The organism is Kribbella qitaiheensis (assembly GCF_014217565.1).
GTDB classification, from domain to species: domain Bacteria; phylum Actinomycetota; class Actinomycetes; order Propionibacteriales; family Kribbellaceae; genus Kribbella; species Kribbella qitaiheensis_A.
In genome coordinates this window covers 2,968,784-2,992,241 of the sequence record NZ_CP043661.1, presented here as the reverse complement: position 1 = coordinate 2,992,241, position 23,458 = coordinate 2,968,784, and the positions used below count along the sequence as shown (strand labels likewise).

Annotated in this window: 18 protein-coding genes and 2 pseudogenes; 13 read left to right on the top strand and 7 right to left on the bottom strand. The window is 67.3% G+C overall.

The window, feature by feature from the left end; all coding sequences use genetic code 11:
* Complete coding sequence (locus tag F1D05_RS13695) at nt 1–612, bottom strand: cupin domain-containing protein (protein WP_185448051.1); 612 nt, start codon at nt 610–612, stop codon at nt 1–3.
* Between the two features lie 179 nt (nt 613–791).
* On the opposite strand from F1D05_RS13695, the gene F1D05_RS13690 reads away from it, so the two are divergent.
* The 5 genes from F1D05_RS13690 to F1D05_RS13670 all read left to right on the top strand — a co-directional run bounded on the left by F1D05_RS13690 (nt 792) and on the right by F1D05_RS13670 (nt 8,228).
* Complete coding sequence (locus F1D05_RS13690; RefSeq protein WP_206686204.1) at nt 792–2,225, top strand: MFS transporter; 1,434 nt, start codon at nt 792–794, stop codon at nt 2,223–2,225.
* Nucleotides 2,222–2,755 carry a TetR/AcrR family transcriptional regulator gene (locus tag F1D05_RS13685; RefSeq protein WP_185448050.1) on the top strand — a complete coding sequence of 178 codons (534 nt, stop codon included), beginning with the start codon at nt 2,222–2,224 and terminating at the stop codon, nt 2,753–2,755. Before F1D05_RS13690 ends, F1D05_RS13685 begins: the two co-directional genes overlap by 4 nt.
* A gap of 202 nt (nt 2,756–2,957) precedes the next feature.
* Nucleotides 2,958–6,578: a methionine synthase gene (gene metH / locus F1D05_RS13680; protein WP_219733000.1), complete on the top strand. Its 3,621-nt coding sequence runs from the start codon at nt 2,958–2,960 to the stop codon at nt 6,576–6,578.
* A gap of 39 nt (nt 6,579–6,617) precedes the next feature.
* Complete coding sequence (locus F1D05_RS13675; RefSeq protein WP_185448049.1) at nt 6,618–7,094, top strand: GNAT family N-acetyltransferase; 477 nt, start codon at nt 6,618–6,620, stop codon at nt 7,092–7,094.
* A gap of 282 nt (nt 7,095–7,376) precedes the next feature.
* Nucleotides 7,377–8,228 (top strand): HAD family acid phosphatase, encoded by an 852-nt coding sequence (locus F1D05_RS13670; RefSeq protein ID WP_185448048.1) that lies wholly within the window; start codon nt 7,377–7,379, stop codon nt 8,226–8,228.
* Between the two features lie 88 nt (nt 8,229–8,316).
* Here F1D05_RS13670 and F1D05_RS13665 read toward each other — a convergent pair whose 3' ends face one another.
* Nucleotides 8,317–8,979, bottom strand: coding sequence for a TetR/AcrR family transcriptional regulator (locus F1D05_RS13665; RefSeq protein ID WP_185448047.1), 663 nt, complete (start codon nt 8,977–8,979; stop codon nt 8,317–8,319).
* Nucleotides 8,980–9,061: 82 nt separating this feature from the next.
* On the opposite strand from F1D05_RS13665, the gene F1D05_RS13660 reads away from it, so the two are divergent.
* Together F1D05_RS13660 and F1D05_RS13655 are read left to right on the top strand one after the other, a co-directional pair.
* Nucleotides 9,062–10,015, top strand: coding sequence for an SDR family oxidoreductase (locus F1D05_RS13660; protein WP_246486669.1), 954 nt, complete (start codon nt 9,062–9,064; stop codon nt 10,013–10,015).
* A gap of 304 nt (nt 10,016–10,319) precedes the next feature.
* The gene (locus tag F1D05_RS13655; RefSeq protein WP_246486668.1) at nt 10,320–11,486 is read left to right on the top strand and encodes a class I SAM-dependent methyltransferase; all 1,167 of its coding nucleotides are present in this window, start codon (nt 10,320–10,322) and stop codon (nt 11,484–11,486) included.
* 65 nt (nt 11,487–11,551) lie between these two features.
* Here the strand turns inward: F1D05_RS13655 and F1D05_RS13650 are convergent, their stop codons facing one another.
* Complete coding sequence (locus F1D05_RS13650; protein ID WP_185448046.1) at nt 11,552–12,076, bottom strand: GNAT family N-acetyltransferase; 525 nt, start codon at nt 12,074–12,076, stop codon at nt 11,552–11,554.
* Between the two features lie 87 nt (nt 12,077–12,163).
* Between F1D05_RS13650 and F1D05_RS13645 the strand changes: the two genes are divergently transcribed.
* Complete coding sequence (locus tag F1D05_RS13645) at nt 12,164–12,511, top strand: YciI family protein (RefSeq protein ID WP_185448045.1); 348 nt, start codon at nt 12,164–12,166, stop codon at nt 12,509–12,511.
* Here F1D05_RS13645 and F1D05_RS13640 read toward each other — a convergent pair.
* Nucleotides 12,508–14,832 (bottom strand): polysaccharide lyase 8 family protein, encoded by a 2,325-nt coding sequence (locus tag F1D05_RS13640; RefSeq protein WP_185448044.1) that lies wholly within the window; start codon nt 14,830–14,832, stop codon nt 12,508–12,510. The genes F1D05_RS13645 and F1D05_RS13640 overlap by 4 nt on opposite strands.
* 121 nt (nt 14,833–14,953) lie before the next feature.
* Between F1D05_RS13640 and F1D05_RS13635 the strand changes: the two genes are divergently transcribed.
* Nucleotides 14,954–15,988 carry a LacI family DNA-binding transcriptional regulator gene (locus F1D05_RS13635; protein ID WP_185448043.1) on the top strand — a complete coding sequence of 345 codons (1,035 nt, stop codon included), beginning with the start codon at nt 14,954–14,956 and terminating at the stop codon, nt 15,986–15,988.
* 39 nt (nt 15,989–16,027) lie between these two features.
* On the opposite strand, the gene F1D05_RS13630 is transcribed toward F1D05_RS13635, so the two are convergent.
* A complete protein-coding gene (locus F1D05_RS13630) occupies nt 16,028–16,510 on the bottom strand; it encodes a TetR/AcrR family transcriptional regulator (RefSeq protein WP_185449153.1) in 483 nt (160 codons plus the stop codon).
* Nucleotides 16,492–17,028, bottom strand: a complete 537-nt coding sequence (locus tag F1D05_RS13625) for a dihydrofolate reductase family protein (RefSeq protein ID WP_185448042.1) — start codon at nt 17,026–17,028, stop codon at nt 16,492–16,494. The genes F1D05_RS13630 and F1D05_RS13625 overlap by 19 nt, the downstream gene beginning before the upstream one ends.
* An 886-nt stretch (nt 17,029–17,914) precedes the next feature.
* Between F1D05_RS13625 and F1D05_RS13620 the strand changes: the two genes are divergently transcribed.
* The 4 genes and pseudogenes from F1D05_RS13620 to F1D05_RS40175 all read left to right on the top strand — a co-directional run bounded on the left by F1D05_RS13620 (nt 17,915) and on the right by F1D05_RS40175 (nt 22,795).
* Nucleotides 17,915–19,015, top strand: coding sequence for a hypothetical protein (locus F1D05_RS13620; RefSeq protein WP_185448041.1), 1,101 nt, complete (start codon nt 17,915–17,917; stop codon nt 19,013–19,015).
* A gap of 146 nt (nt 19,016–19,161) precedes the next feature.
* Nucleotides 19,162–20,286 (top strand): annotated as a pseudogene (locus tag F1D05_RS40185) (discoidin domain-containing protein); the annotation flags it as partial.
* Nucleotides 20,287–20,335: 49 nt separating this feature from the next.
* Nucleotides 20,336–20,632, top strand: a pseudogene (locus tag F1D05_RS40180) (CARDB domain-containing protein); the annotation flags it as partial.
* A gap of 3 nt (nt 20,633–20,635) precedes the next feature.
* Nucleotides 20,636–22,795, top strand: coding sequence for a CARDB domain-containing protein (locus tag F1D05_RS40175; RefSeq protein ID WP_246486994.1), 2,160 nt, complete (start codon nt 20,636–20,638; stop codon nt 22,793–22,795).
* Between the two features lie 57 nt (nt 22,796–22,852).
* Here the strand turns inward: F1D05_RS40175 and F1D05_RS13610 are convergent, their stop codons facing one another.
* Complete coding sequence (locus tag F1D05_RS13610) at nt 22,853–23,458, bottom strand: DUF6875 domain-containing protein (RefSeq protein WP_185448040.1); 606 nt, start codon at nt 23,456–23,458, stop codon at nt 22,853–22,855.

Here is a 23,458-nt window from a genome sequence, read left to right as displayed (position 1 = left end):
TCAGTTCCCCCCGCCCCGCTGGGCGCCGAGCTCGGTGGTTGCTCCGTCCCGCTGGGCGCCGAGCACGGTAGTTGCTCCGTCCCGCAGTGCGCCGAGCACGGCGGTCGCTCCGCCCCGCTGGGCGCCGAGCACGGCGGTCGCTCCGCCCCGATGAGCGGGAAGCTCGGCAGGTGCTCCGCCCCGCGGTGCCTCAGGCTCGGGCGTCCCTCCGGCCGGCTGGGTCGCGTGGTCGGATGGGCTTGCGCCGCGGCGGTGGCGGCGGGTTTCCAGTTCGGCGGCAGCTACGAGGGTGAGCATCGGTTCGCCTGGGACGCCGAGCATCACGATGACGAAGCGGGTTGGGCGGTCGGGGAGGTTGTTGGCTGCCTGGTAGTGGATCAGGTCTCCGCCTGGCTCCCAGAAAGCCTCGCCGGCGTGGATCACCCGCGGGTCCTCGCCTTCGAGCTCGAACAGCAACTCGCCCTCGAGGACGTACCCGAACACCGGCCCGGAGTGGCGATGCGGCGGCGTACCGGGATCGCCCGGTGCCAGGTCGATGGTCGCCGTCATCACCTCGGCTCCGGGCGGAAGGAAGGGCGGCGTCACGTCAAGCAGCATCGTCAACTCGCTCATGACACTCAACGTAGGCGGCACCCGGCCCGACGAGCTGGTCCACTTCACCCTCGATTTGGTGGACCACTTCCAAGACAATCAATCGAGTTGAGGCGAGGTGAACAAGTGTTTACTATTGCTCGGTAAGCGATCCGCGCCCGCCCGTGCGCGGTCCTGGCCAGCTCCGTGAGGACTCGAAGTTGACTGTTCGGCCTGGTGTTCATCCCCGGATGGTGCTGGCGACGCTCGCAAGCTGTGGTGTGCTGGTCGCGGTCGTGCAGACGATCGTGGTGCCGCTGCTGCCCGAGTTGCCTGCGCTCACCCACAGCCACCCGACAGATGTGAGCTGGCTCGTCACCGTAACGCTGCTGACCGGAGCCGTTTTCACCCCGCTGCTCGGCCGGGCGGGGGACATGTACGGCAAGCGCCGGGTGCTGCTCATCGCGCTCTCGTCGATGGTCCTCGGCTCGCTGCTCTGCGCCATCAGTTCGCTGCTGCCGGTGCTGATCCTCGGCCGCGCGTTCCAGGGTGCGGCCGTCGCCGTGGTCCCGCTCGGGATCAGCATCCTGCGCGACGAGCTACCGCCGGCGCGGGTGATCCCGTCCATCGCGATCATGAGTTCGACCCTCGGCGTCGGTGCCGCGTTAGGGATTCCGGCGGCGACGCTGGTGGTGGAGTACGCCAACTGGCACACGATGTTCTGGATCTGCATGGGACTCGGCCTGCTCGACATCGCCCTCGTGCTGCTGATCGTGCCCGAGTCCAAGGTGCGCTCGAGCGGGCGCTTCGACGTACCCGGTGCGCTGGGGTTGAGTGCGTTCCTCGTCTGCCTGCTGCTCGCGGTCTCGAAGGGCAGTACGTGGGGATGGGCATCGGCGTCCACCCTCGGGCTGTTCGGCGGCGCGGCGTTGATCGCGGTCTTCTGGGTCTGGTACGAACTGCGCGTCGGCGCGCCACTCGTCGATCTGAGGGTGTCGGCGCGACCAGCGGTGCTCTTGACGAACCTCGCCGCCCTGCTGATCGGCTTCGCCTTCTACGCGAACTCGCTCTCCACCGCGCAGCTCGTTCAGGAACCGACGTCGACCGGCTACGGCCTGGGTGCGTCGATCGTGGTCAGCGGACTCTGCCTGCTTCCGGGTGGTGTCGCGATGGTGTTGTTCTCGCCCGTGTCCGCACGTCTGTCCGTCGCCCGAGGACCGCGGTTCACGCTGGCCGTCGCGGGCTCGCTGATGGCGGTCGGGTACGTCGTACGGCTGTTCACCAGCGAGAACCTGGCCGCCGTCGTGGCCGGAGCGACTGTCGTCTCGGCCGGGACCGCCGTCGCGTATTCGGCACTTCCCGCCCTGATCATGCATGCTGTGCCGGTGACCGAAACGGCCGCCGCGAACGGCCTCAACACGCTGATGCGCACGATCGGCCAGGCAGTCTGCAGCGCCATCGTGGTGACAGTGCTGACCACGATGGTCGCCACCAAGTCCGGTCACACCGCTCCGACGCTCGGCGCGTACCTCACCGTCTTCGTGATCGCCGGCCTGGCCGCCCTTGCCGCAGTCGGCCTCACCCTGCTGATTCCGGCCCGTCGTACTGCGGCCGCTCGCGAGCCGGACCTGGCCGAAGCAGCCAGTACGCCGTGACCGATGCCGGCCGGACCGCGATCCTGAGGGCAGCCCGCAGAGCCTTCGCCCTCCAGCCGTACGCCGCCGTGACGCTGCGCGGGATCGCCTCCGACGCCGGTGTCAGCGCGTCGCTCATCGTCAAGCACTTCGGCGGCAAGGAGTCACTGTTCGACCGCGTCGCCGACTTCAGCGACGCGGCCGAATTGTTGCTCAAGGCTCCTAATTCCGAGCTCGGCCGGCACGTCGTCCTGACGTTGGTCAACTGGCGCCGGGAGCACGGCTCGGACCTGCTGCTCCGGGTCGTCTTCGCGATCGGCCCGGGCGACGAACGCAAGCTTCTCCGCGAACGCTTCCACGACCAGGTCGTCCGGTCCTTCGCCGCCCGCCTCACCGGCGACGACACCGCAGTACGGGCTGAGCTCGTCATCGCCCACATCCTCGGCCTCGGCGCTGCCATGACCGTCGACAAGACCGGCCCGGTCGCCACCGCCGACCCACCCCTGATCGCCGACCTCTACGCCCCCGGAATCCAGTCCCTGATCCACTGACCACCCAGGGCGTCACCAGTCGTCGTCTCATCAGTCAGGGCGGCGGTCTCAGTACTCGGGCAATGATTCGGCATCCCTGTGTCTCGATCAGTAAGATATCCATCCAGGTCGAGAGGCGCTGCAACGGTCCCGGAGGGGTCCGCCACGCTCGGCCGGGGTCTGACTGGAAGGGCGCCTCCGGAGTCAATCTGGAGGTAGCCGAGTGAGTACGCCGGTAATCGGACGTCAGACCGAGCTACGGGAGTTGCTGGACCGGAAGGTCGCAGTTCTCGACGGCGCCTGGGGCACGATGCTGCAGGGCGCGAAGCTGACCCCGGAGGACTACAAGGGCGACCGCTTCCTCGATCACAGTCATGACGTCAGTGGTGACCCGGACCTGCTGAACCTGATGCGGCCCGACGTCATCCTGGATGTCCACCGGCAGTACCTGAACGCCGGCGCGGACATCACCACCACCAACACCTTCACCGCGACCAGCATCGGCCAGGCCGACTACGGCCTGCAGTCGCTGGTGCGGGACATGAACATCGAAGGCGCCCGGCTCGCGCGCCAGGCCGCCGACGAGGCCGGCGGCCGGTTCGTGGCCGGCTCGATCGGCCCGCTGAATGTCACCTTGTCGCTGTCGCCGCGGGTCGAGGACCCGGCGTACCGGGCGGTGTCGTTCGAGCAGGTCCGCGACTCGTACGCCGAGCAGATCTCCGCGCTCGCCGAGGGTGGCGTCGACCTGCTGCTGGTGGAGACCATCTTCGACACACTGAACGCGAAGGCCGCGATCGCCGCAGCCCGCGAGGTGGCGCCGGACCTGCCGCTGTGGATCTCGGTCACGATCGTCGACCTGTCCGGCCGGACCCTGTCCGGGCAGACCGTCGAGGCGTTCTGGAGCTCGGTCGAGCACGCCAAGCCGCTCGTGGTGGGGGTGAACTGCTCGCTCGGCGCGAAGGAGATGCGCCCGCACGTCGCGGACCTGTCCCGGTTCGCCGACACCTACGTCGCCTCGCACCCGAACGCCGGCCTGCCGAACGCCTTCGGCGGGTACGACGAGACGCCGACCCAGACCGCCGGGATGCTCGAGGAGTTCGCCGAGTCCGGGCTGGTCAACATCGTCGGCGGCTGCTGCGGTACGACGCCGGCCCACATCGCCCAGATCGCCAAGTCGGTCGAGGGCGTGAAGCCGCGCGAGGTGGTCAAGCCCAACCACACCACCCGGTTCAGCGGGCTGGAGCCGTTCTCGATCGGCCCGGACATGGGCTTCGTGATGATCGGTGAGCGGACCAACGTGACCGGGTCGGCGCGGTTCCGCCGGCTGATCGAGTCCGACAACCACCAGGCCGCGGTGGATGTCGCGCTGGAGCAGGTCCGCGGTGGCGCCAACCTGCTCGACGTGAACATGGACGCCGACCTGCTCGACAGCGTCGAGGCGATGACCACGTTCCTGAACCTGATCGCGACCGAGCCCGAGGTGGCCCGGATCCCGATCATGATCGACAGTTCGCGCTGGAGCGTGCTCGAGGCCGGCCTGAAGTGCGTGCAGGGCAAGGGCGTGGTCAACTCGATCAGCCTGAAGGAGGGCGAGGAGGAATTCCTCGACCGGGCCCGGCGGATCCGCGACTACGGCGCGGGCGCGGTGGTGATGGCCTTCGACGAGCAGGGCCAGGCGGACACCGTCGAGCGCAAGGTGGAGATCTGCGGGCGCGCGTACGACCTGCTGACGGGGATCGGCTTCCCGGCCGAGGACATCATCTTCGACCCGAACGTGCTCGCCGTCGCCACCGGCATGTCCGAGCACAACGGCTACGCGAAGAACTTCATCGAGGCGCTGCCGCTGATCAAGGAACGCTGTCCGGGTGTCCACATCAGCGGCGGTATCTCCAACCTGTCCTTCTCGTTCCGCGGCAACGACATCGTCCGCGAGGCCATGCACTCGTCGTTCCTGTACCACGCGGGCAAGGTCGGCCTGGACATGGGAATCGTCAACGCCGGCCAGCTCGCGGTCTACCAGGACATCCCGGCCGATCTGCTGGAACTGGTCGAGGACGTCATCTTCGACCGTCGCGACGACGCCACCGACCGCCTCGTCAGCTTCGCCGAGAACGTGAAGGGCAAGGGCACCAAGCGCGAGGTCGACCTGAGCTGGCGGGAGGCCGACGTCGAGGCGCGGTTGTCGCACGCGCTCGTGCACGGCATCGTGGACTTCATCGAGGAGGACACCGAGGAGGCCCGGCTGACCCGGAAGCGTCCGCTCGAGGTGATCGAGGGTCCGCTGATGGACGGCATGAAGATCGTCGGTGACCTGTTCGGGGCCGGCAAGATGTTCCTGCCGCAGGTGGTCAAGAGCGCCCGGGTGATGAAGCGGTCGGTGGCCTACCTCGAGCCGTTCATGGAGGCCGAGAAGGAGCTGGCCCGGCAGGAAGGTCGCGCGGAAGACGTTCGTGGCCAGGGCAAGGTCGTGCTCGCGACCGTCAAGGGCGACGTCCACGACATCGGTAAGAACATCGTCGGCGTGGTGCTCGGCTGCAACAACTACGAGGTGATCGACCTCGGCGTGATGGTGCCGGCGGCGAAGATCCTCGACACGGCGATCGCCGAAGGTGCGGACGTGGTCGGCCTGTCCGGGCTGATCACGCCGTCGCTCGACGAGATGGTTGCCGTCGCCGACGAGATGCAGCGTCGTGGGCTCAATCTTCCGTTGCTGGTTGGCGGTGCGACCACTTCCAAGCAGCACACCGCGGTGCGCATCGCACCGGCGTACGAGAACACGACGGTGCACGTGCTGGACGCGTCGCGGGTGGTCGGTGTGGTCTCCGACCTGCTGGACGACGATCGCGCCAAGGAGCTTGCCATTAGCAACCATGCCGCTCAGGAGATCCTCCGCGAGCAGCATGCGAACAAGCAGCGCAAGCCGATCCTCACGGTCGAGGCTGCCCGGGCGAACCGCGAGGAGGTCGAGTACGGCGAGCTGCCGGTGCCGGCTTTCACCGGTCTCAAGGTGGTCGAGCCGGACCTGGAGACGCTGCGGGCGATGATCGACTGGCAGTTCCTCTTCCTGGCTTGGGAGTTGAAGGGGAAGTACCCGGCGATCCTGGACAACCCGGTCGCCAAGGAACTCTTCGACGACGCCAACACGATGCTCGACGAGATCATTCGCGACGGTTCGTTCACCGCGAAGGGGGCGTACGGTTTCTGGCCCGCGCACGCTGAAGGTGACGACATCCTGCTCGACGGGCTGGAGATCTCGTTCCCGATGCTGCGGCAGCAGACCGAGAAGCCGGCGGGCCGCGACAACCGTTGCCTGGCCGACTACATCGCGCCTGCCGGTGACCACCTCGGTGGGTTCGGGGTCGCGATCCACGGTGCGGAGGAGCTTGCCGCGAAGTACGAGGAATTGAACGACGACTACCGGGCGATCATGGTGAAGGCGCTGGCGGACAGGCTCGCGGAGGCGTTCGCCGAGTGGATCCACCTGGAGGCACGGAAGGCGTGGTTCGAGCCGGACGCGGAGCCGGTACTGGCGGATCTGCACGCGGAGCGGTTCCGCGGCATCCGGCCTGCCCTCGGTTACCCGGCCAGCCCCGACCACAGCGAGAAGAAGGAACTCTTCGAGCTGCTCGAGGCGGACAAGCTCGGCCTCGGCCTGACCGAGTCGTACGCGATGACCCCGGCCGCAGCGGTCAGCGGTCTGATCTTCGCCAGCCCGGCCGCCCGCTACTTCACCGTCGGCCGCCTCGGCAAGGACCAGATCGAGGACTACGCCGAGCGTCGCGGGATGCCGCTGGCCGAGATCGAGCGCTGGCTGCGCCCGAACCTTGCCTACGACCCCGAATAAGCCACGCAAAAGCCGGCAGGTTCGCTCTACAGTGACGGAATGACGGTCACTCTGCGCGCTGCCGAAGCCGGTGATGTCGATGCCGTCGCCTCGATCTGGTACGCCGGATGGGGCGACGGTCATATCGGAAATGTGCCGGATGAGCTGGTGGCGGTCCGGACCAAGGAGTCCTTCTGGGACAGGGTTCCGGAGCGGATCGGGGACACCACGGTCGCGGTGGCCGGTGATGAGGTGGCCGGGTTCGTGATGGTGGTGGCCGACGAGGTCGAGCAGGTCTACGTCTCCGGCGATCACCGCGGCTCGGGGGTGGCCGGCGTCCTGATCGCCGATGCCGAACGCCAGGTCAAGGCGAACGGCCACGACGAAGCCTGGCTCGCGGTTGCCACTGGCAACGCCCGCGCCCGCCGCTTCTACGAGCGCAGCGGCTGGGCCGACAGCGGCGCCTTCGACTACCCCGCGATCACGGAGCACGGACCGATCCCCGTGCCCTGTCACCGCTACACGAAGAAGGTCTGACCGCCGCACTGTGCGCTACGGCTTCTGCGATGCGCTGGGGAGGAAGTCGGCCGCGATCACCCGCTCCGCCGCGTGCTCGGTGATCTGGCGACCACCGCCGGCCGGCCGCATCGGGGGATCCCCCGGCCGACGGTGACGCGATGGGGGGGTGGGGCGTCGCGCCGTCGCTCGGTGATTGCGGCGCGGAGGATTCCCCGAGAGTTGTGGGCGGCTTCACGGTGATCGGCCGGTGCGGGGTTAGTTTGCTTCTGCAAGCATTACCCGTCCTTGGGAGAGGTCATCATGGTCAACCGTTCCTGGCGCCGGCCGTCGCGCCGGCTGATTCTCACCGGTGTCGCCGCTGTGGCCGTCGCCTCCGTCGCGGGCGGAGTCGCGTACTCGGCCGGGGTCGCGGCCCAGCAGCCGGCTATCCAGACCTCGACGCCGCGGTCCGAGCGCCAGATCACCAACATCGACGTACTGCGGCAGCAGATCCGCAACTACTACGGCGATCCGCTGGGCACCGGCACCTTCGCTCCGGACAGCAACTACGCCAAGGAAGCCGGTTCGGTCGCGGCCTCCGGCAAGCACTGGCTGTCGATCCCGCACCACACCCGGCACACCAAGGCGATCCTGCTCGACGTCGACGACACCGCGCTGGCCACCTGGAGCTACGAGATCGCCAGCAACTGGGCGTTCAACCCCACCACCAACGGCACCTTCGTCACCGAGCAGCGGTTCCCCGCGGTCCCGGGCATGGTCGACCTGGTGAAGACCGCCGAGCGTGAGGGCTACGCGATCTTCTTCCTGACCGGACGTGGCGCGGCCCAAGAGGCGGCGACGCTCGGCAACCTGACCGAGGACGGGGTCGGCGTGGACGCCGGCTACCCGAAGCCGACCGGCCTGCGGAACGGCGAGGACGGCCTGTTCACCAAGCCGGCCCTGGCCGACTACCCGGCCTACCTGAAGACGGCCTGCGCCGCCGACCCGAACGGCGCCTGCACGACGATCCACTACAAGTCGGCCACCCGCGCGCACATCGAGTCGCTCGGCTACGACATCGTCGCCAACTTCGGCGACCAGTTCAGCGACCTCAAGGGTGGTTTCGCCGACCGCACCTTCAAGCTCCCGAACCCGAACTACTACCTGCCCTGACAGCCGCCACTGACCCTGACTGCTTGCGTCCGAAGGGGCGAGGGGCAGACCCCTCGCTTCTTCGGACGCAAGGTGGAGCTGTCGGGCCTCAGCGGGGGAGGAGGCCGGTCAGTAAGGCGTTGAGGCTCTGGGTGAGTGCTGGTTCGAACTCGATTCGCAGCGCGGCCAGGGTGGGGTCGGCCTCGTAGGCGGCGAGTATGGCGGGGCCGGCGCAGGCATGGCTCCAGATCGCTCCGGCCAGCAGGCTCGCCGTCGCGATGAACTGCCCGGCACCCTCGTCGCCGATCTCCGGCAGGACGCCGGCCACCAGCTCGATCATCTGCTGGTAGCGCCCTACCATGCCGCGCTTGAACGCCAGCGCCATCTCGGCGGAGATGTTGTGCTCCAGCACCGCTGCCTGTGCGCTGATCAGATCGCAGAACACCGGCCGTGCTTTCAGCGTCCGTACGACGGCGGCTGTCAGCTGGTTGCCGCGATCCGTCGCGGACCCGGCCGGATCCACCTCGCGTAGTGCGTCGGCCAGATCCTGCACCCAGGCCCGCATCTCGACATCCACCAGTTCGAGCAGCACGGCCTCGCGCGACTCGAAGTAGTTCAGCACGTTCGACTTCGCCAGTCCGACCCGGCGGCTCAGCTCGTTCAGGCTGAGTTGGGCGACGGGCATCTCGGTCAGCATCGTCTCGGCGGTGGTGAGGATCGTCCGCCGCCGTTCCGCTCGCTGTTCCTCGCTGCGTGCCCGCTGAAACGTCATCCCCACATCTTACAGACCGACGGTCTATTGTCATCAGACCAGCGGTCTGATAGTTTCCTTCGTAACAGACCAGCAGTCTTTTATGAAGGAGCAGCTCATGTACGTCGTCCCTGATCAGACTGGCAAACTCGCCGTCGTCACCGGTGCGAACAGTGGCACCGGCAAGGAGACGGCCAAGCGCCTGGCCGCCGCCGGCGCCCAGGTGGTGCTCGCCGTCCGGACCATGTCCAAGGGCGAAGCCGCCCGCGACGAGATCCTCGCCGCGCATCCGGACGCGCAGCTCGAAGTACGCCGGATCGACCTGGCCGACCTCGCCTCGGTGGAGGAGTTCGCCGCCGGGATGATCGCGGCTGGCACCCCGATCGACCTGCTCGTCAACAACGCCGGAGTGATGACACCGCCGAGCCGGATGACGACGAAGGACGGCTTCGAGCTGCAGTTCGGCAGCAACTTCCTCGGCCCGTTCGCGCTGACCCTGCGGCTGCTGCCGTTGCTGCTCGCGGCGCCCGCACCCCGGGTCGCCACGATGAGCAGTGGGGTCGCCAACTTCGGCAAGATCCGGTTCGACGACCTGCAGTGGGAGCAGACCCGCTACCGCGCCACGGGCACGTACGCCCAGTCGAAGCTGGCCGACCTCATGTTCAGCCACCAGCTCGCGGCCATCGCGGCCGAGCGTGGCTGGAACCTGCTGAGCACCGCGGCACACCCGGGCTACACCCGCACCAACCTCCAGAGCGCGGGGGCGAGCCTCGGCCGCGACAAGCTGCCCTGGTGGCACTCGCTCGTCGAGAACCACAACCCGCTCCCGTCGCAGGGCGTCGAGATGGGTGCGGAACCGCTGCTGGTCGCCGCGACGAGCCCGGATGCCCCGGCCGGCTCGTACTACGGTCCGAGTGGCCGTTTCGGTCTGGTCGGCCCGGCGAAGAAGGCGAAGGCGCCGAGCCGCTCCCTCGACGTACAGGTCAGCGCGCGGTTGTGGCTGGAGGCCGAGCGCCTCACCGGGGTCACGCTGCCGGCGAGAACCACCACAAGCTAAAAACAAAGGAAAGGAAGGCGAGGCAAGGAAGGCGGGTCGCGGAGGAAGACGGGGGAGGTGGAAGGCGGGGCGCGGAGGAAAGCGGGTCGCGGAGGAAGACGGGGGAGGTGGAAGGCGGGGCGCGGAGGAAAGCGGGTCGCGGAGGAAGACGGGGGAGGTGGAAGGCGGGGCGCGGAGGAAAGCGGGTCGCGGAGGAAGACGGGGGAGGTGGAAGGCGGGTCGCGGAGGAAGGCGGGGCGCGGAGGAAGGCGGGGGAGGTGGCGAAGGGTGTTTGGGTCAGCGAGGGCGGGCCTATGGTGTTGGGATGGATGTCTGGGCGAGCGGGGAGATCTACGAGTCGTATGTCGGCCGGTGGAGCCGTCAGGTGGCCAAGGAGTTCCTGGCGTGGCTGGATCAGCCGGACGGGTTGCGCTGGATGGATGTCGGTTGCGGCACCGGTGCGCTGACCAGCACCATTCTCAGTACTGCGAACCCGTCCGAAGTGCTCAGCTTGGATCCGTCGCCCGGTTTCCTCGACCATGCCCGCAAGACCGTGCAGGACGAGCGGGTGCGGTTCGAGGTCCGCGGCGCCGAGGATCTCCCGGACGAATCGGTCGACGTGGTCGTCGCGGGACTCGCCCTCAACTTCGTGCCGGACCGGATCGGCGCACTCCGACGAATGCGCACGATCGGCAAGACGGTCGCCGTGTACGTCTGGGACTACGCGGATCAGATGCAGCTGATGAAGTACTTCTGGGATGCCGCTCTCGACCTACGGCCGGAGGATGCCGCGCACGACGAGGGTGCCCGGTTCCCGTTCTGCAATCCCGAGGGGCTGGAGCGGCTGTTCTCGGAGGCTGGGTTGTCAGACATCACCACGCGCGCCATCGACATACCGACGGTCTTCACGTCCTTCGACGACTACTGGAATCCGTTCCTCGGCGGCCAGGGACCCGGGGCCGGCGTACCTCCGTGCCCTCGAACAGCCTGCGCAGGATGCCCTGAGAGAAGAGCTTCAGCAGCGTCTGCCCGTTGCGGAGGACGGCTCGATCCACCTCATCGCGAGGGCTTGGGCCGCACGCGGCAGCAGTTAGTGCCCGCACTGACCGCAATCACTCAAACAACGTCCGACGCAGGGCATCGGAGGACCGCCGCAGGGCCGGCTCTCGTCGCGCTGGTCCCGGTGGATGTTGGTCCAGTTGCGCGGAACGTGATTGAGCAAGGTCGGCTGCTTCCAAGGCCGGGCGGGCGCGTTGCCCGCGGTGTGGACGTCTTTGCGCACCGGCTGAGTGTTTCGGGCCGATCGTCTGCTCAGGCCGTGCACAAGGCGCGGAACGCCCACGTCGGTTGCCGGCCTTGTGTATCCGCTGAGCGTTCTCCGGCGGCGGAACGCTCAACTGGTGCACAAAGATGGGCCGTGCTGGGGGCAGGGGTGCCTCGATGGGGTTGGTCAAGCTGGCGCGGTTGCGGCTGCCATCCTGTTCCTTTGTGAATGGGGGAGGTGGCTGGCGCCTTCGGGTGGGGAGCGCTCCCCGGTCGCTGCCTTTGGGGACGGGATCAGAACCAGTCGGAGCGGAGGAGGCCGAAGAAAAAGTCGTCGGTCCATTCGCCTTTGAACCAGGTGTTCTGCAGCCGTAGGCCTTCGTCGCGAAAGCCGATTCGCCTCAGCAATTGAGCCGAGGCGAGATTGCGGGTGTCGCACTCGGCCGAGACGCGATGCAGGTTCCGTTCGACGAAGAGATGGTTGAGTAACCCGCGAACAGCCTCGGTCGCGTAGCCCTTGCCCTGGTACTCCGGTGCCAGGGTGAAGCCGAGTTCGGCCTGCATCAGGTTCTCGGCCAGGTTCAGCCCGAGATCGCCGATCAGTACGCCGTCGAGGTCGATCGCGTACTGGAACCAGCCGGCCGCCAGCGGATCCCCGTTGGCGAACCCCTGCACCGTCGCGGTCGCCTTCTCGAGGCTGAATGGCGCATCCCAGGACTGGTAGCGCGCGACCTCCGGCACCGACCGGTACGCCGAGAAGGCCGCGACGTCCTGGGCGCGGAACCGTCGCACGGTCAGGCGCTCGGTGGAGGTGAACATGCCGCCCATCATGTCAAAGCAGCGCGGTCGGCTCCGACCTTTTGATCGAGGGGTCGCAAACGGGCGGCCGGAGCGAAGGAGTGGCCGGTGAAGTACTTGCTGATCCTGCAGGTGGACGCAGAGGTGCTGGAACTGACCGAGGCGGAGCGGGCGTCGGTCCGGGCCGGGCGCGACGAGTTCCGCCGGATCGCCGAGGAGGCCGGCGAGATGATCAGCAGCCACGCCCTTGCCGATCCGACGACGAGCACGGTCATCTCCAGCCGGGGGATCCGCCCGGGACCGTTCCGGGCGGCCTCCGTCGGCGGCTACTACCTCGTCGACGTCGAGTCGAAGGCCCGCGCGATCGAACTCGCGGACCTCCTCCCCGACACGAGGATCGACGGCCTGGCAGTCGAGATCCGCCCGATCATGCTCACCGCCGGAGCCGACTACTAGATCCGGACCGTCAAGCTTCTGGTCGCCCCCGCCGCCCCGGTGACGTCGGCGCTGATGTCGAGGCCGAGCAGGGTACGCCGTACGGTGACACCTTCGTCGGCCCGGACGACCTTTGCCCCGGGCAACAAGATCCGGAGCTTGACGGCAGCGGCGAGTTGGGTCGGATCGGAGACGGCGAGGTCGATCTCCCGGCCGCGCACCCGCCGGATCACCGAACAAGGAGTGTCCGCGGTCAGTTCGGCGATCCGGTCGGCCTTCCAGAAGTTGGCCAGCAACAATCCGCCGCTGAGGATTGCCTGCACGTCTGCGGTGTTGCGGAGGACCAGCAACCCGGCGTACTGGGCCAGTTGCTCGGTCCGGGCGGCGGATGCTCCCGGTGCGACGAGATAGCTGTACTTCGCGTCGGCCGGGTCGACGCCGTGGTCCAGCCACATCGTCAGGTAGCGCCGGGTGATCGGCGTGGTCGGTCCGCCGGTGTTGACGTCTCGCCAGGAGCCTGTTCGTTCCTCGCGTTTCAGTTGCAGGGCCTGCGTGCCGTTGAGGAAGACGTAGCCGCCAACCCCGTCGAGATGGGCCCAGCGCGCGTCGACGGCTTGGGAGTCGCCGAGGTTCGGGACCTGCTGGATCCCGTTCACGGTAAAGGGATTCGTGCCGGTGCTGTGGAGATTGCGGTTCTCCACGACGGTCTCCACGGAGTTGCCGCTGCTGCCGGTGATGCCCGCGCCGAGCGCCACGACGTACTCATCCAGACAGAACCAGGACTTCCGCGCCCGCATCGGGGAGACGGGACCTTGGAGGTCCTGGCCGATCGCGGCGTAGCCGTCGAGGGTGGAGCCGCCGACCCAGGTCGTCGTGGGGCGAGCCGCGCCCCATTCGCCGCCGGCCTTTGGTGCCAATGGCAATTTGTCGACAGTGGTGCCGGGGAGTCGATAGCGATCCACGGTCGGCCAGAATGCGTCGGCGTACTGGCCGTTGTCGCTGTCGTAGAGGTACGTCATCCCGGATCCGCTGTGGAAGCCCTGGTCGTTCTCGCCGTTGCCGCATTCGTAGTACGCGATCCGGCTGCTGGCCATCGAGATCGAGTAGGCCCAGCCCGAGCGGCGGTGGACGGACCGGTCCATGCTCGCGAACAAGGTGTGGCCATCGCGCTCGGGCGCCGGCGTCACGCCCTCCAGGCTCTTGACCAGCGCGACCCGCGGGATCGTTGCCCCTGACAACAGATTGCCGAAGGTGTCGCGCTGCACCCAGCCGGCGACCGCGGCTCGCCATTGGGTGGCGAGGGTGGAGTCGACGCCCTTCGAGAGGCGGAGGATCGCCTCGATCGCCGTGTAGCCGTCGTTGTGGTCGGACGCGTTGTACCGGGAGACCGCGCGGCCGCGGACGAAGTCCATCATCCGCGCGTCGTGAACGACGGGAAGGTAAGCCTTCGCGACCGAGTCGAACAGGATCTGCCGCTTCGGATCGGTGACTGCCCAGGGCGAATTCGCCAGCAGGGCAAGGAGTTTTCCGATACCGTTGAGCAGGACGTGGCCGTAGGTGCCCGTGTACGCGACCCAGGTGTGCTGCACGAACGAACCGTCGCGGTAGAACCCGTCGCCGCTGGTGACGTACTGCCAGGTGTCGCTGAGGCCGTCCCGGGCATGCGTGAGTTTCGCTTCGTCCTCGGTGACCAGTGACCGCACGATGATCGCCTGGCAGAGGTCGACCCGGTTCGCGCCGGTCGAGACGATCGGGCCGCGCTCGGGCGGGAACATCCGGTACGGGTCGGGGACGAAGTGGTCGATGGCCGCGCAGTACCGCTCACGGGTCTCGGCCGGCAGTTCGTCGTACAGCAGGACCATGATGTTCGCGAGCGGCCGGGTCGCACCGATCTCCCACGACCACCAGTTGCCGAACTCGACCGTGGTCGTCTTGTAGATCAGCTGGTCCATCGACTCCAGTGCAGCTTGTATGACGGCCAGCAATGCGGGGTCGGCGTGGTACTGCGATCCCGGGGTGGCCCAGGCGGTCGCCCATTGCTCCAGGCGGACGTAGGTGTTCGGGATCGATGGGTCCGCGGTCAGTGGCTGATCGGTGAAGATGAGTTTCCTGGTCGCGGTGCGATCCAGCTTGGCCAGCGATGACAGCACCGCGGCATCCAGCCGGGCCAGGGCCGCGGCGTAGTCCGGGTCGGCCGGAACGATCGCCGCGCTACCGGTGAGGTCGGCGGCCCACTTGGCTCGCAGAGCTGCGAAGTCCGCTGGGGCCGCGAAGGCCGGCAGCTCGAGGGTGAGGGCAGCGGCGGCGGCCGTAGTACCGGCCAGGAAGGTGCGTCGTTTCACTGTCTCTCCTTCAGCGGGGCGGATCGCTGGGGCTGTTTCGGATGAGTGTGTTCCAAGTCATTCCCTGGGTCAACAGATTGATGCTAATGAATTTCCAGAGTTCTGCCGGTAGAGTCGGCGCGTGAGCGCATCCGAGGTACCGGCGGCCGAGGCTGTGCGTGGGCAGAAAGCACGGCATCTCGCCGGTGAACTGCGCCGCGGGATCGCCGAACTGAGATGGCCCGGCGGCAAGTTGCCGACCGAGCAGCAGTTGGCGCGCGAGCAGGGTGTCAGCCTGAATACGGTCCGGCGGGCGGTGGATCTGCTCGTCCAGGACGGGCTCGTCTATCGCCGGCAGGGGTCGGGAATGTACATCGCGAGCAGCGAGACCGGACCGCTGATCGGCGTGGCCGTGCCGTCGATGACCTACTACTTCCCGCGCATCATCGTCGGCATCGAGCGTGAACTCGCGAAACACGGCGCGCAGATGCTGTTGCGCAGTACGGAGTGGGATTCCGTCGAGGAGCGGCAGGCGGTCGACGGGCTGGTGAGTGCCGGTGCGGCCGGGCTGATCCTCGCGGCCGATGGACCGAGCCTGGCCGGGCTGGAGGACCTCGATGTGCCGGTCGTCCTCGTCGAGCGGGGGCTGGAGGATCCGGACACGCTGCACGAGTTCGTCGGCTCGAATCATGGAGCCGGTGCGCGTGCCGCGGTCAAGCATCTGCGGGGCCTCGGCCACACCCGGATCGCTTACCTGGAACGGGTTAGCCCGCACACGGCTCCGCAGGTCCGGGCGGGACTCGGCGATGTCCCCGTGCTGGTCGAGTCGCGCGAGCGGTGGACCACTGCGGATGCCGAGCGTTTCCTCGCGGAACTCCTGCGCAAGAAGGTGACCGCGGTCATCTGCTTCCCCGACCGCGAGGCGACCCTGCTGCTCAACGCGGCCATCGCGAACGGCATCGCGGTGCCCGGCGACCTCTCGGTGATCAGCTACGACGACGAGGTCGCCGACCTCTCCGACATCCCACTGACCGCCGTCTCGCCGGCCAAGCTGGACGTCGGCCGGCTGGCCGTGGAAACCCTCCGCGCCCGCCTCGCCGAGCCGGGTTCCCCCCGTCGCCAGATCTCGCTGGTGCCCAACCTCGTAGTACGGGACTCCACAGGCCCGGTCAGATAAGCGCGCGGGCGCTCGCTGCCGCCTGCTTCCTGGCTTGTACTACGGCCTGCTGTGGACTGCCGAGCAGAACCCCTTCGAGCATGAAGACGGCGAAACGGTCGCGGTCGCGGTCACCGCTAGCGCCAACTTCCGTGCTTCCTGGTCGGTCGGGCGGAGCTGCCGGGCCGGCTCGAAGATCACCTCGAAGAGCCCGGCGCCGGCCTCGATCAACTCCGGGTACCGCGCTTTGTCCAGGCCGGCCGTGAAGGTCAGCTCGAACACCGGCCGGCGATCCGCCGCGAACTGCACGTAGGCCTGCGCGAACGCCGCGAGCTGGTCCGCCGGATCCGGCTTGCGCCGCATCGCCGCCCGAAAGCGCTCGCCTTGCTCCGCATACCCCTTCTGGACCAGCGCGGCCAGCAGCGCGTCCCGGTCCGCGAAGTGCTTGTACGGCGCGGCGACGCTGACGCCCGCTCGCCGGCTCACCTCCGCGAGCGTGCAGCCCCCGGCCCCGGCCGGCCCAGCTAAAGGATTTTGAACCAGAGGTTGGTTCCGAGCGGGAGTTCGGCCTGGCTGATTCGCTCGAGCTTGACGTTGCCGCCGCCCAGGTCGAAGAAGCGGACGCCGTCGCCGAGCAGGACGGGGGCGATGCCGACGAAGATCTCGTCCAGTTGGCCGGCTGCCAGGCATTGCCTGCCCATACCGGCGCCGAGGACGTTGACGTATTTGTCGCCCGCGGCCTCCTTCGCCTGGGCGAGTGCGCTGCCGAAGTCGTCGACGAAGGTGACGTCCGTGATCGTGGTGTCGGGTGGGTTATGAGTGACGACGTACTGCGGGCCCTCCCAACCGCCGCCGAATGCCTTGCCTTCGCCTTCGCCGCCCTTGTGCGGGTCGTCGCCGTCGAACGTTCGCCGGCCCACCAGCAGCGAACCGATCTGTGGGATGAGCGCCTCGACCTGGGGGTTCGGTCCCAGGTACGGCGTCAGCCACGACATGTCGCCGCCGGGGCCGGTCATGAAACCGTCCAGGGAGATACCGGCCGAGTAGAGCACCTTCGCCATGATCACTGACCTCCTGAGTTCGTCTCTGTCGGACATCGAGACGAGCGAGGCCGGAAAAACTCATCGCCACCGATGACGGGGGGCGAGCGCGTCGTACCGCCAGCTAGGCAGTGCATCCCGGATGCCATGCGAACCACCCGCCGACGACAAGTCTGAGCGCGACCATCATCGAGTAGGTCCTGCCCGCCTCGCGCAGCTCGACCACTGCCTGGCTGGGTGTCGGAATCAGGCTGATCCCCGCTTGGGTGGAACAAATTTGGATATGCCGACAAGCAGTTCCCCTTACCGATAGCCATGGCTATCGGTGTCCCGACCGACAGGTGATGGCTCGAAATGCAGGCCTGATGCGGCAGGGGCTGAGCGCGGAACTCGGGCGGGTAGTTGCCCATTGCCTGTCGGTCGGGACAAGGGAGCTGCGCGGCGGGGTGATGGTCGCTCGCGGAAGGGCTGAGTGGGAGGGGATGCCTCACTGGTAGAGCGATGGGGCCCGGTAGGACTTGGCTCAACGGGTTGAGCAGCTGCGGCCGAGCTCGCGTGTGGCGCGGTGTCGCGTGGATGGGCGAGCTGGTGGCGGCGGGGACGGAAAGTGGTGACGGCGGCGGTGGGGACGGAAGGTGGTGGCGGTGGCGGTGGGGACGGAAGGTGGTGGCGGTGGCGGTGGGGACGGAAGGTGGTGGCGGTGGCGGTGGGGACGGAAAGTGGTGGCGGGGAGGTGGGGTGGTTGTGATGATGGGGGCATGTCTGCTGAGAAGGCTGCTGCCGCTTACTGATCCGCGAGTACTTCGTGTGATCGCGCGCCCGGGCCGGTGAGGTCGGGTGCTTGGCCCTGGTGTTCGGCGCCGGGGTGATTCAGCGTGCAGCCTTTGGTGTAGGAGTAGACGGACCTATGCGGTATGTCGAGATTGCCTGTGACGAGTCCGGGTTCTCTGGTAGCAATCTTCTTGATCCGAGTACGCCGGTCATCACTCATGCCGCTGTCGATCTCGGGGTCGCGGAGGCGGTTGAGTTGGTGGCTCGGGTGCGGGCGAATTCGCGGCACCCGAACTCGGAGTACAAGTCGACGCAGATGCTTCGGCGGAGGTCTGCTGTCGAGTGTTTGTTGGAGTCGTTGGAAGGGCGGGCTTCGGTTCATCTGACCGACAAGCGGTTCTTTGTGGTGAATCGGATGGTCGATTTCCTGTTGGGTGAGCCGACGTATGCGGCTGGGACGAGTCTCGCGGTCGACCTTCGCGGTGTGGCGTTGAGGTTGCATCGTGAGGGGCCGGAGGTCTTCGGTACTGCCAACTGGTACGCCGTGCTGACCAGTTTCGCCGCGATGATGCGGACCAAGCGGCATCGGGTGGTCAATCGGCCTGCTGTGGATAGGTACTACGAGGCGCTTCGTCGGGCGCGGGGTGGGCATGAGGTGATCGAGCTGCTGTGTGGGACCCGGGCGCGGGCGGAGGAGGTCTTCACGACGTTGCTCGATGAGCGGTCTAGTGTGCCGCCGCCGTTGGAGCCGCTGCTTACTGCGCTGGTTGACACCACGCTGCACTGGAGTGCGGGCGGGCGGGTGGTCGACATCATCCACGACGAGCAGAGCGCGCTGACTCCCCATCGTGTCAATCAGATCCGCATCCTCCTTGCTGAGGCACGCGTGAAGGCGGGGGTGAGTGCAGCGGTGGTGGAGGCCGGCGTTGATGCGGCCGAAGAGGTGGCAGGTGGCGAGGCCGCGTCGGCCAGAGGGTTGTTGAGGGAGCCCGTTCTAGAGGTGAGGGTGGCGCCGGCGCGGCCGTTGCGGGGGTTTGGGTTGGTTGATTCTCGGGGGGATGCGCGGGTGCAGGTTGCGGATCTCCTGGCTGGGGTGGGGCGGCATCTGGCTACTGAGGAGTTGAGGGGGCGGGGGGATCCGGGGCTGACGGGGCTGTTGAGGGCGTATGTCGTGGAGGGGTCGTTGTGGGCGGATGAGGGGTCTGGGCGGCGGCTGTCGTTGGGCGGTCAAGTGTGACGAGGTGTTGACGAACAGATGACGGCACTGCAACCTTTGACTACCGTCCCGCAAGAAGTTGGCAGATCAACGCAATTTTGCATAACACCTCTTGTGAGTTCGGCGCAGTCACTCCCGCCCCCGCCCGAACGACGGAGGACTATCCCATGCAACGGAAGCAGCCTGCGTGGCGGCTGATGATCGGCTTGCTCTCGGCGGTGCTACTCACCGCCGGTTTCCTGCCGAGAACAGCCTCAGCAGCACCTACGGCGATCACCGCCACCCTGACCAAGACCCTCTCCGCCAGCAGTGCGCTCGGTGAGTACCCGGCGAGCAACACCGGCGACGGCAACCAGAACTCGTACTGGGAGAGCAACAACAACGCGTTCCCCCAGTGGCTTCAGGCCGACCTCGGTTCGACGGTCGGCGTGAACCAGGTGGTCCTGAAACTCCCTGCGAGCTGGGGTGCGCGTACCCAGACCCTCGCAGTACAAGGCAGTACGAACGGATCGACGTTCACTACGATCGTCGCCAGCGCCGGCTACAACTTCGCGCCGACGAGCAACAACACGGTCACCATCAACTTCCCGGCGACGTCCACCCGCTATGTCCGGCTGAACATCACCGCGAACACCGGCTGGCCCGCCGGCCAGCTCTCGGAGTTCGAGCTCTACGGCCCGGACACCGGCGGCGACACCCAGGCGCCGACCGTCCCCGGCAACCTCGTGCTGACCGAGCCCAGCTCAGGCCAGATCCGGCTCAACTGGTCCGCGTCGACCGACAACGTCGCCGTCACCGGCTACACGGTCTACCGCAACAACACGGCCGTCACCACCGTCGCCGGCAATGTGCTCACCTTCACCGAGGCGCAGCCCACCTCGACGACAGTCGAGTACTACGTCCGCGCACGTGATGCCGTCGGCAACGAGTCCGCCGACAGCAACCGCGTACGTCGCAGCGGCCAGTCGGGCGGCGCTAACCTCGCGGCAGGGAAGCCGATCGAGGCCTCCTCGTCGGTCTTCAGCTTCGTCGCGGCCAACGCCAACGACAACTCCATCGGCACCTACTGGGAGTCGAACGGCTACCCGGCCACCCTGACGGTGAAGCTCGGCTCGAACGCCGACCTCGACTCGGTCGTCGTGAAGCTGAACCCCGACCAGGCGTGGGGGGCCCGGACGCAGAGCATCCAGGTGTTCGGCCGCGAGCAGTCCGCGACCGCGTTCACCTCGATCTCGGCCCGGACGGACTACCATTTCAACCCGTCGTCGAACCAGAACTCGATCACCATCCCGGTCACCGGCCGCGCCGCCGACGTCCGGCTGCAGATCTTCAGCAACACCGGTGCACCAGGCGGCCAGGTCGCCGACTTCCAGGTCATCGGTACGCCGGCGCCGAACCCGGACCTGGTGGTCACCTCGACCACCTGGACCCCAGCATCGCCGAACGAGGCCAGCCCGATCACCTTGTCGGCCACGGTCCAGAACATCGGCTCGGCAGCGGGCCGGAGCGACCAGCGTCAACTTCCTCCTCGGCGGCACGGTCGTCGGAACCGCTTCGGTCGGAGCATTGAACGCAGGCGCATCGACCACAGTCACGGCCAACGCCGGAACCCGGGCCCAAGGCAGCTACACCGTCGCAGCCGTGGTCGACCCGACCAACACGATCGTCGAGCAGAACGACTCCAACAACACCTTCCAGGCGGCTACGCAACTGGTGATTGCGCAGGCGCCCGGACCCGACCTGCAGGTGCTCGGCATCACCTCCAACCCGCCGAACCCGGCAGTCGGTGCCCAGGTCTCCTTCACCGTCTCGGTGAACAACCGCGGTACCGCCGCGACCGGAGCAACCAGCGTCACCCGGCTGACCATCGGCAGTACGGTCCTCAACACCAACACCGCTTCCATAGCAGCCGGTACTACGGTCAACGTGGCCGTCACCGGCACCTGGACCGCGACGAGCGGCGGAGCAACCTTGACGGCGGCGGCTGACGCCACCAATGTCGTTGCCGAGACCAACGAAACCAACAACTCGCTCTCGCGGGCGATCGTCGTCGGTCGTGGTGCGGCGGTTCCCTACACATCGTACGAGGCAGAGGCCGCCAACTACACGGGCACGCTGCTGACTGCGGACGCGCTGCGGACCTTCGGCCACACCAACTTCGCGACGGAGTCCTCCGGCCGCCAGTCGGTCCGGCTGAACTCCACCGGTCAGTTCGTCGAGTTCACCTCCACCAACCAGACGAACTCGATCGTGGTCCGCAACTCGATCCCCGACTCGGCCAACGGTCAGGGCATCGACGCCACCATCAGCCTCTACGTCAACGGCACCTTCGCGCAGAAGCTGACCCTGTCCTCCCACTACAGCTGGCTGTACGGCAGCAGCGACGGACCCGAGGCGCTGACGAACACCCCCGGCGGCGACGCGCGACGGCTCTTCGACGAGTCCCACGCGCTGCTGAGTTCGTCGTACCCGCCTGGCACCAAGTTCAAGTTGCAGCGCGACTCGGGTGACACCGCGTCGTTCTACATCATCGACACGGTCGACCTCGAGCAGGTTGCGCCGGCCCTGAGCCAACCCGCCGGCTGCACCAGCATCACGCAGTACGGCGCTGTGCCGAACGACGGGATCGACGACGCGGACGCCATCCAGCGCGCCGTCACCGACGACCAGAACGGCGTGATCTCCTGCGTCTGGATCCCACAAGGCCAGTGGCGGCAGGAGAAGAAGATCCTCACCGACGACCCGCTGAACCGGGGTCAGTACAACCAGGTGGGCATCAGCAACACCATGATCAAGGGCGCGGGCATGTGGTACTCGCAGCTCTACTCCACCATCGAGCCGCAGAACGCCGGCGGTATCAACCACCCGCACGAGGGCAACTTCGGCTTCGACATCGACAAGTTCGTGCAGATCTCGGACCTTGCGATCTTCGGCTCGGGCCGGATCCGTGGCGGTGACGGCAACGCCGAGGGTGGCGTCGGCCTGAACGGCCGGTTCGGTACCGGCACCAAGATCACCAACGTCTGGATCGAGCATGCCAACGTCGCGGTCTGGGTCGGCCGGGACTACGACAACATCCCGGAGCTGTGGGGTCCGGCCGACGGGCTCGAGTTCAGCGGGATGCGGATCCGGGACACCTATGCCGACGGCATCAACTTCTCCAACGGCACCAGGAACTCCAAGGTCTTCAACTCGTCGTTCCGTACGACGGGTGACGACTCGCTGGCGGTCTGGGCGAACAAGTACGTGAAGGACCAGTCCGTCGACATCGGGCACGACAACTCGTTCACCAACAACACCGTCCAGCTGCCGTGGCGGGCGAACGGCATCGCGATCTACGGCGGCTACGGCAACAAGATCGAGAACAACCTCATCTACGACACGATGAACTACCCCGGCATCATGCTGGCGACCGATCACGACCCGCTGCCGTTCTCCGGGACGACGCTGATCGCGAACAACGGCCTCTACCGGACCGGCGGCGCCTTCTGGAACGAGGACCAGGAGTTCGGTGCCATCACGCTGTTCCCGTCGAACCTGCCGATCCCGGGCGTCACCATCCGGGACACGGACATCTACGACTCGACGTACGACGGCATCCAGTTCAAGACCGGCGGCGGTGAGATGCCGAACGTGACGATCACAGGAGTCAGGATCGACAAGTCCAACAACGGCTCCGGCATCCTCGCGATGGGCGGCGCCCGCGGTAACGCGGTCCTGAGCAATGTCACGGTGACGAACTCCAGGGACGGCGACATCGTCAAGGAGCCCGGCTCCAGCTTCACCTTCAGCGGCCAGTAACCGCGCTGAAGTTCGAGCCCCCGCAACCTTGTCCCGAGGTTGCGGGGGCTCGCCGCGTCACGCAGTACCGAAGAGCTTCTCGTACTGCGTGACGAAGGCCGGCTCGTCGACCAGGAAGGGCAGGTCGCTGCGGACCATGTGCCGGATCGCGAGCAATGCCACCGGTGCGTGCAACGGGCGGAAGTCCGGGTTCCACAGGCCGCCCGCCTCGGGTGGCAACTGGTGGAACTGGCCGAGCATCAGCCCATCGGCGACGAAGGACGGCTTGAGCCGCAGCTGTACTCCGTCGATCACCGCGCCGACGGCCTCGTCGTCGAGATCGGGGAAGGCGATCAGTACCGTCTTGAACTGCGCTCCTGCACCTTCGGTCGGTTCGAGGCTGCCGAACCACGCCTTGTAGCGCAGGACCATCTCGGCGACCTCGTCCGGATCCGGCGTCCCCGGGTGGACCGCAACCCTGAAGAGAGCCTTGCGCAACGAGGCCGAGACGAACGGGCAGACCGGTCCGTTCCGGCCGAGCTCCTCGTGCGGGTTGGACAGGTAGCCGCTGGCCCACTGCAGAATGGTGTCGACCGTAGCCCGGTGCCGGCTGCCCTCCGGCGGCAGATCGCTGCCGGAGTACAGGTGCAGCCCCAACGAGTCAGTGCCGGCGTAGGTCAACAT

What these genes read in the sequence shown, in the direction of transcription:
- F1D05_RS13695 (WP_185448051.1), bottom strand. Translation starts at nt 612, where the DNA reads ATGAGCGAGTTGACGATGCTGCTTGACGTGACGCCGCCCTTCCTTCCG.
- F1D05_RS13675 (WP_185448049.1), top strand. Translation starts at nt 6,618, where the DNA reads ATGACGGTCACTCTGCGCGCTGCCGAAGCCGGTGATGTCGATGCCGTC.
- F1D05_RS13670 (WP_185448048.1), top strand. Translation starts at nt 7,377, where the DNA reads ATGGTCAACCGTTCCTGGCGCCGGCCGTCGCGCCGGCTGATTCTCACC.
- F1D05_RS13665 (WP_185448047.1), bottom strand. Translation starts at nt 8,979, where the DNA reads ATGACGTTTCAGCGGGCACGCAGCGAGGAACAGCGAGCGGAACGGCGG.
- F1D05_RS13660 (WP_246486669.1), top strand. Translation starts at nt 9,062, where the DNA reads ATGAAGGAGCAGCTCATGTACGTCGTCCCTGATCAGACTGGCAAACTC.
- F1D05_RS13655 (WP_246486668.1), top strand. Translation starts at nt 10,320, where the DNA reads ATGGATGTCTGGGCGAGCGGGGAGATCTACGAGTCGTATGTCGGCCGG.
- F1D05_RS13650 (WP_185448046.1), bottom strand. Translation starts at nt 12,076, where the DNA reads ATGTTCACCTCCACCGAGCGCCTGACCGTGCGACGGTTCCGCGCCCAG.
- F1D05_RS13625 (WP_185448042.1), bottom strand. Translation starts at nt 17,028, where the DNA reads ATGGCGAAGGTGCTCTACTCGGCCGGTATCTCCCTGGACGGTTTCATG.
- F1D05_RS13620 (WP_185448041.1), top strand. Translation starts at nt 17,915, where the DNA reads ATGCGGTATGTCGAGATTGCCTGTGACGAGTCCGGGTTCTCTGGTAGC.
- F1D05_RS13610 (WP_185448040.1), bottom strand. Translation starts at nt 23,458, where the DNA reads ATGTTGACCTACGCCGGCACTGACTCGTTGGGGCTGCACCTGTACTCC.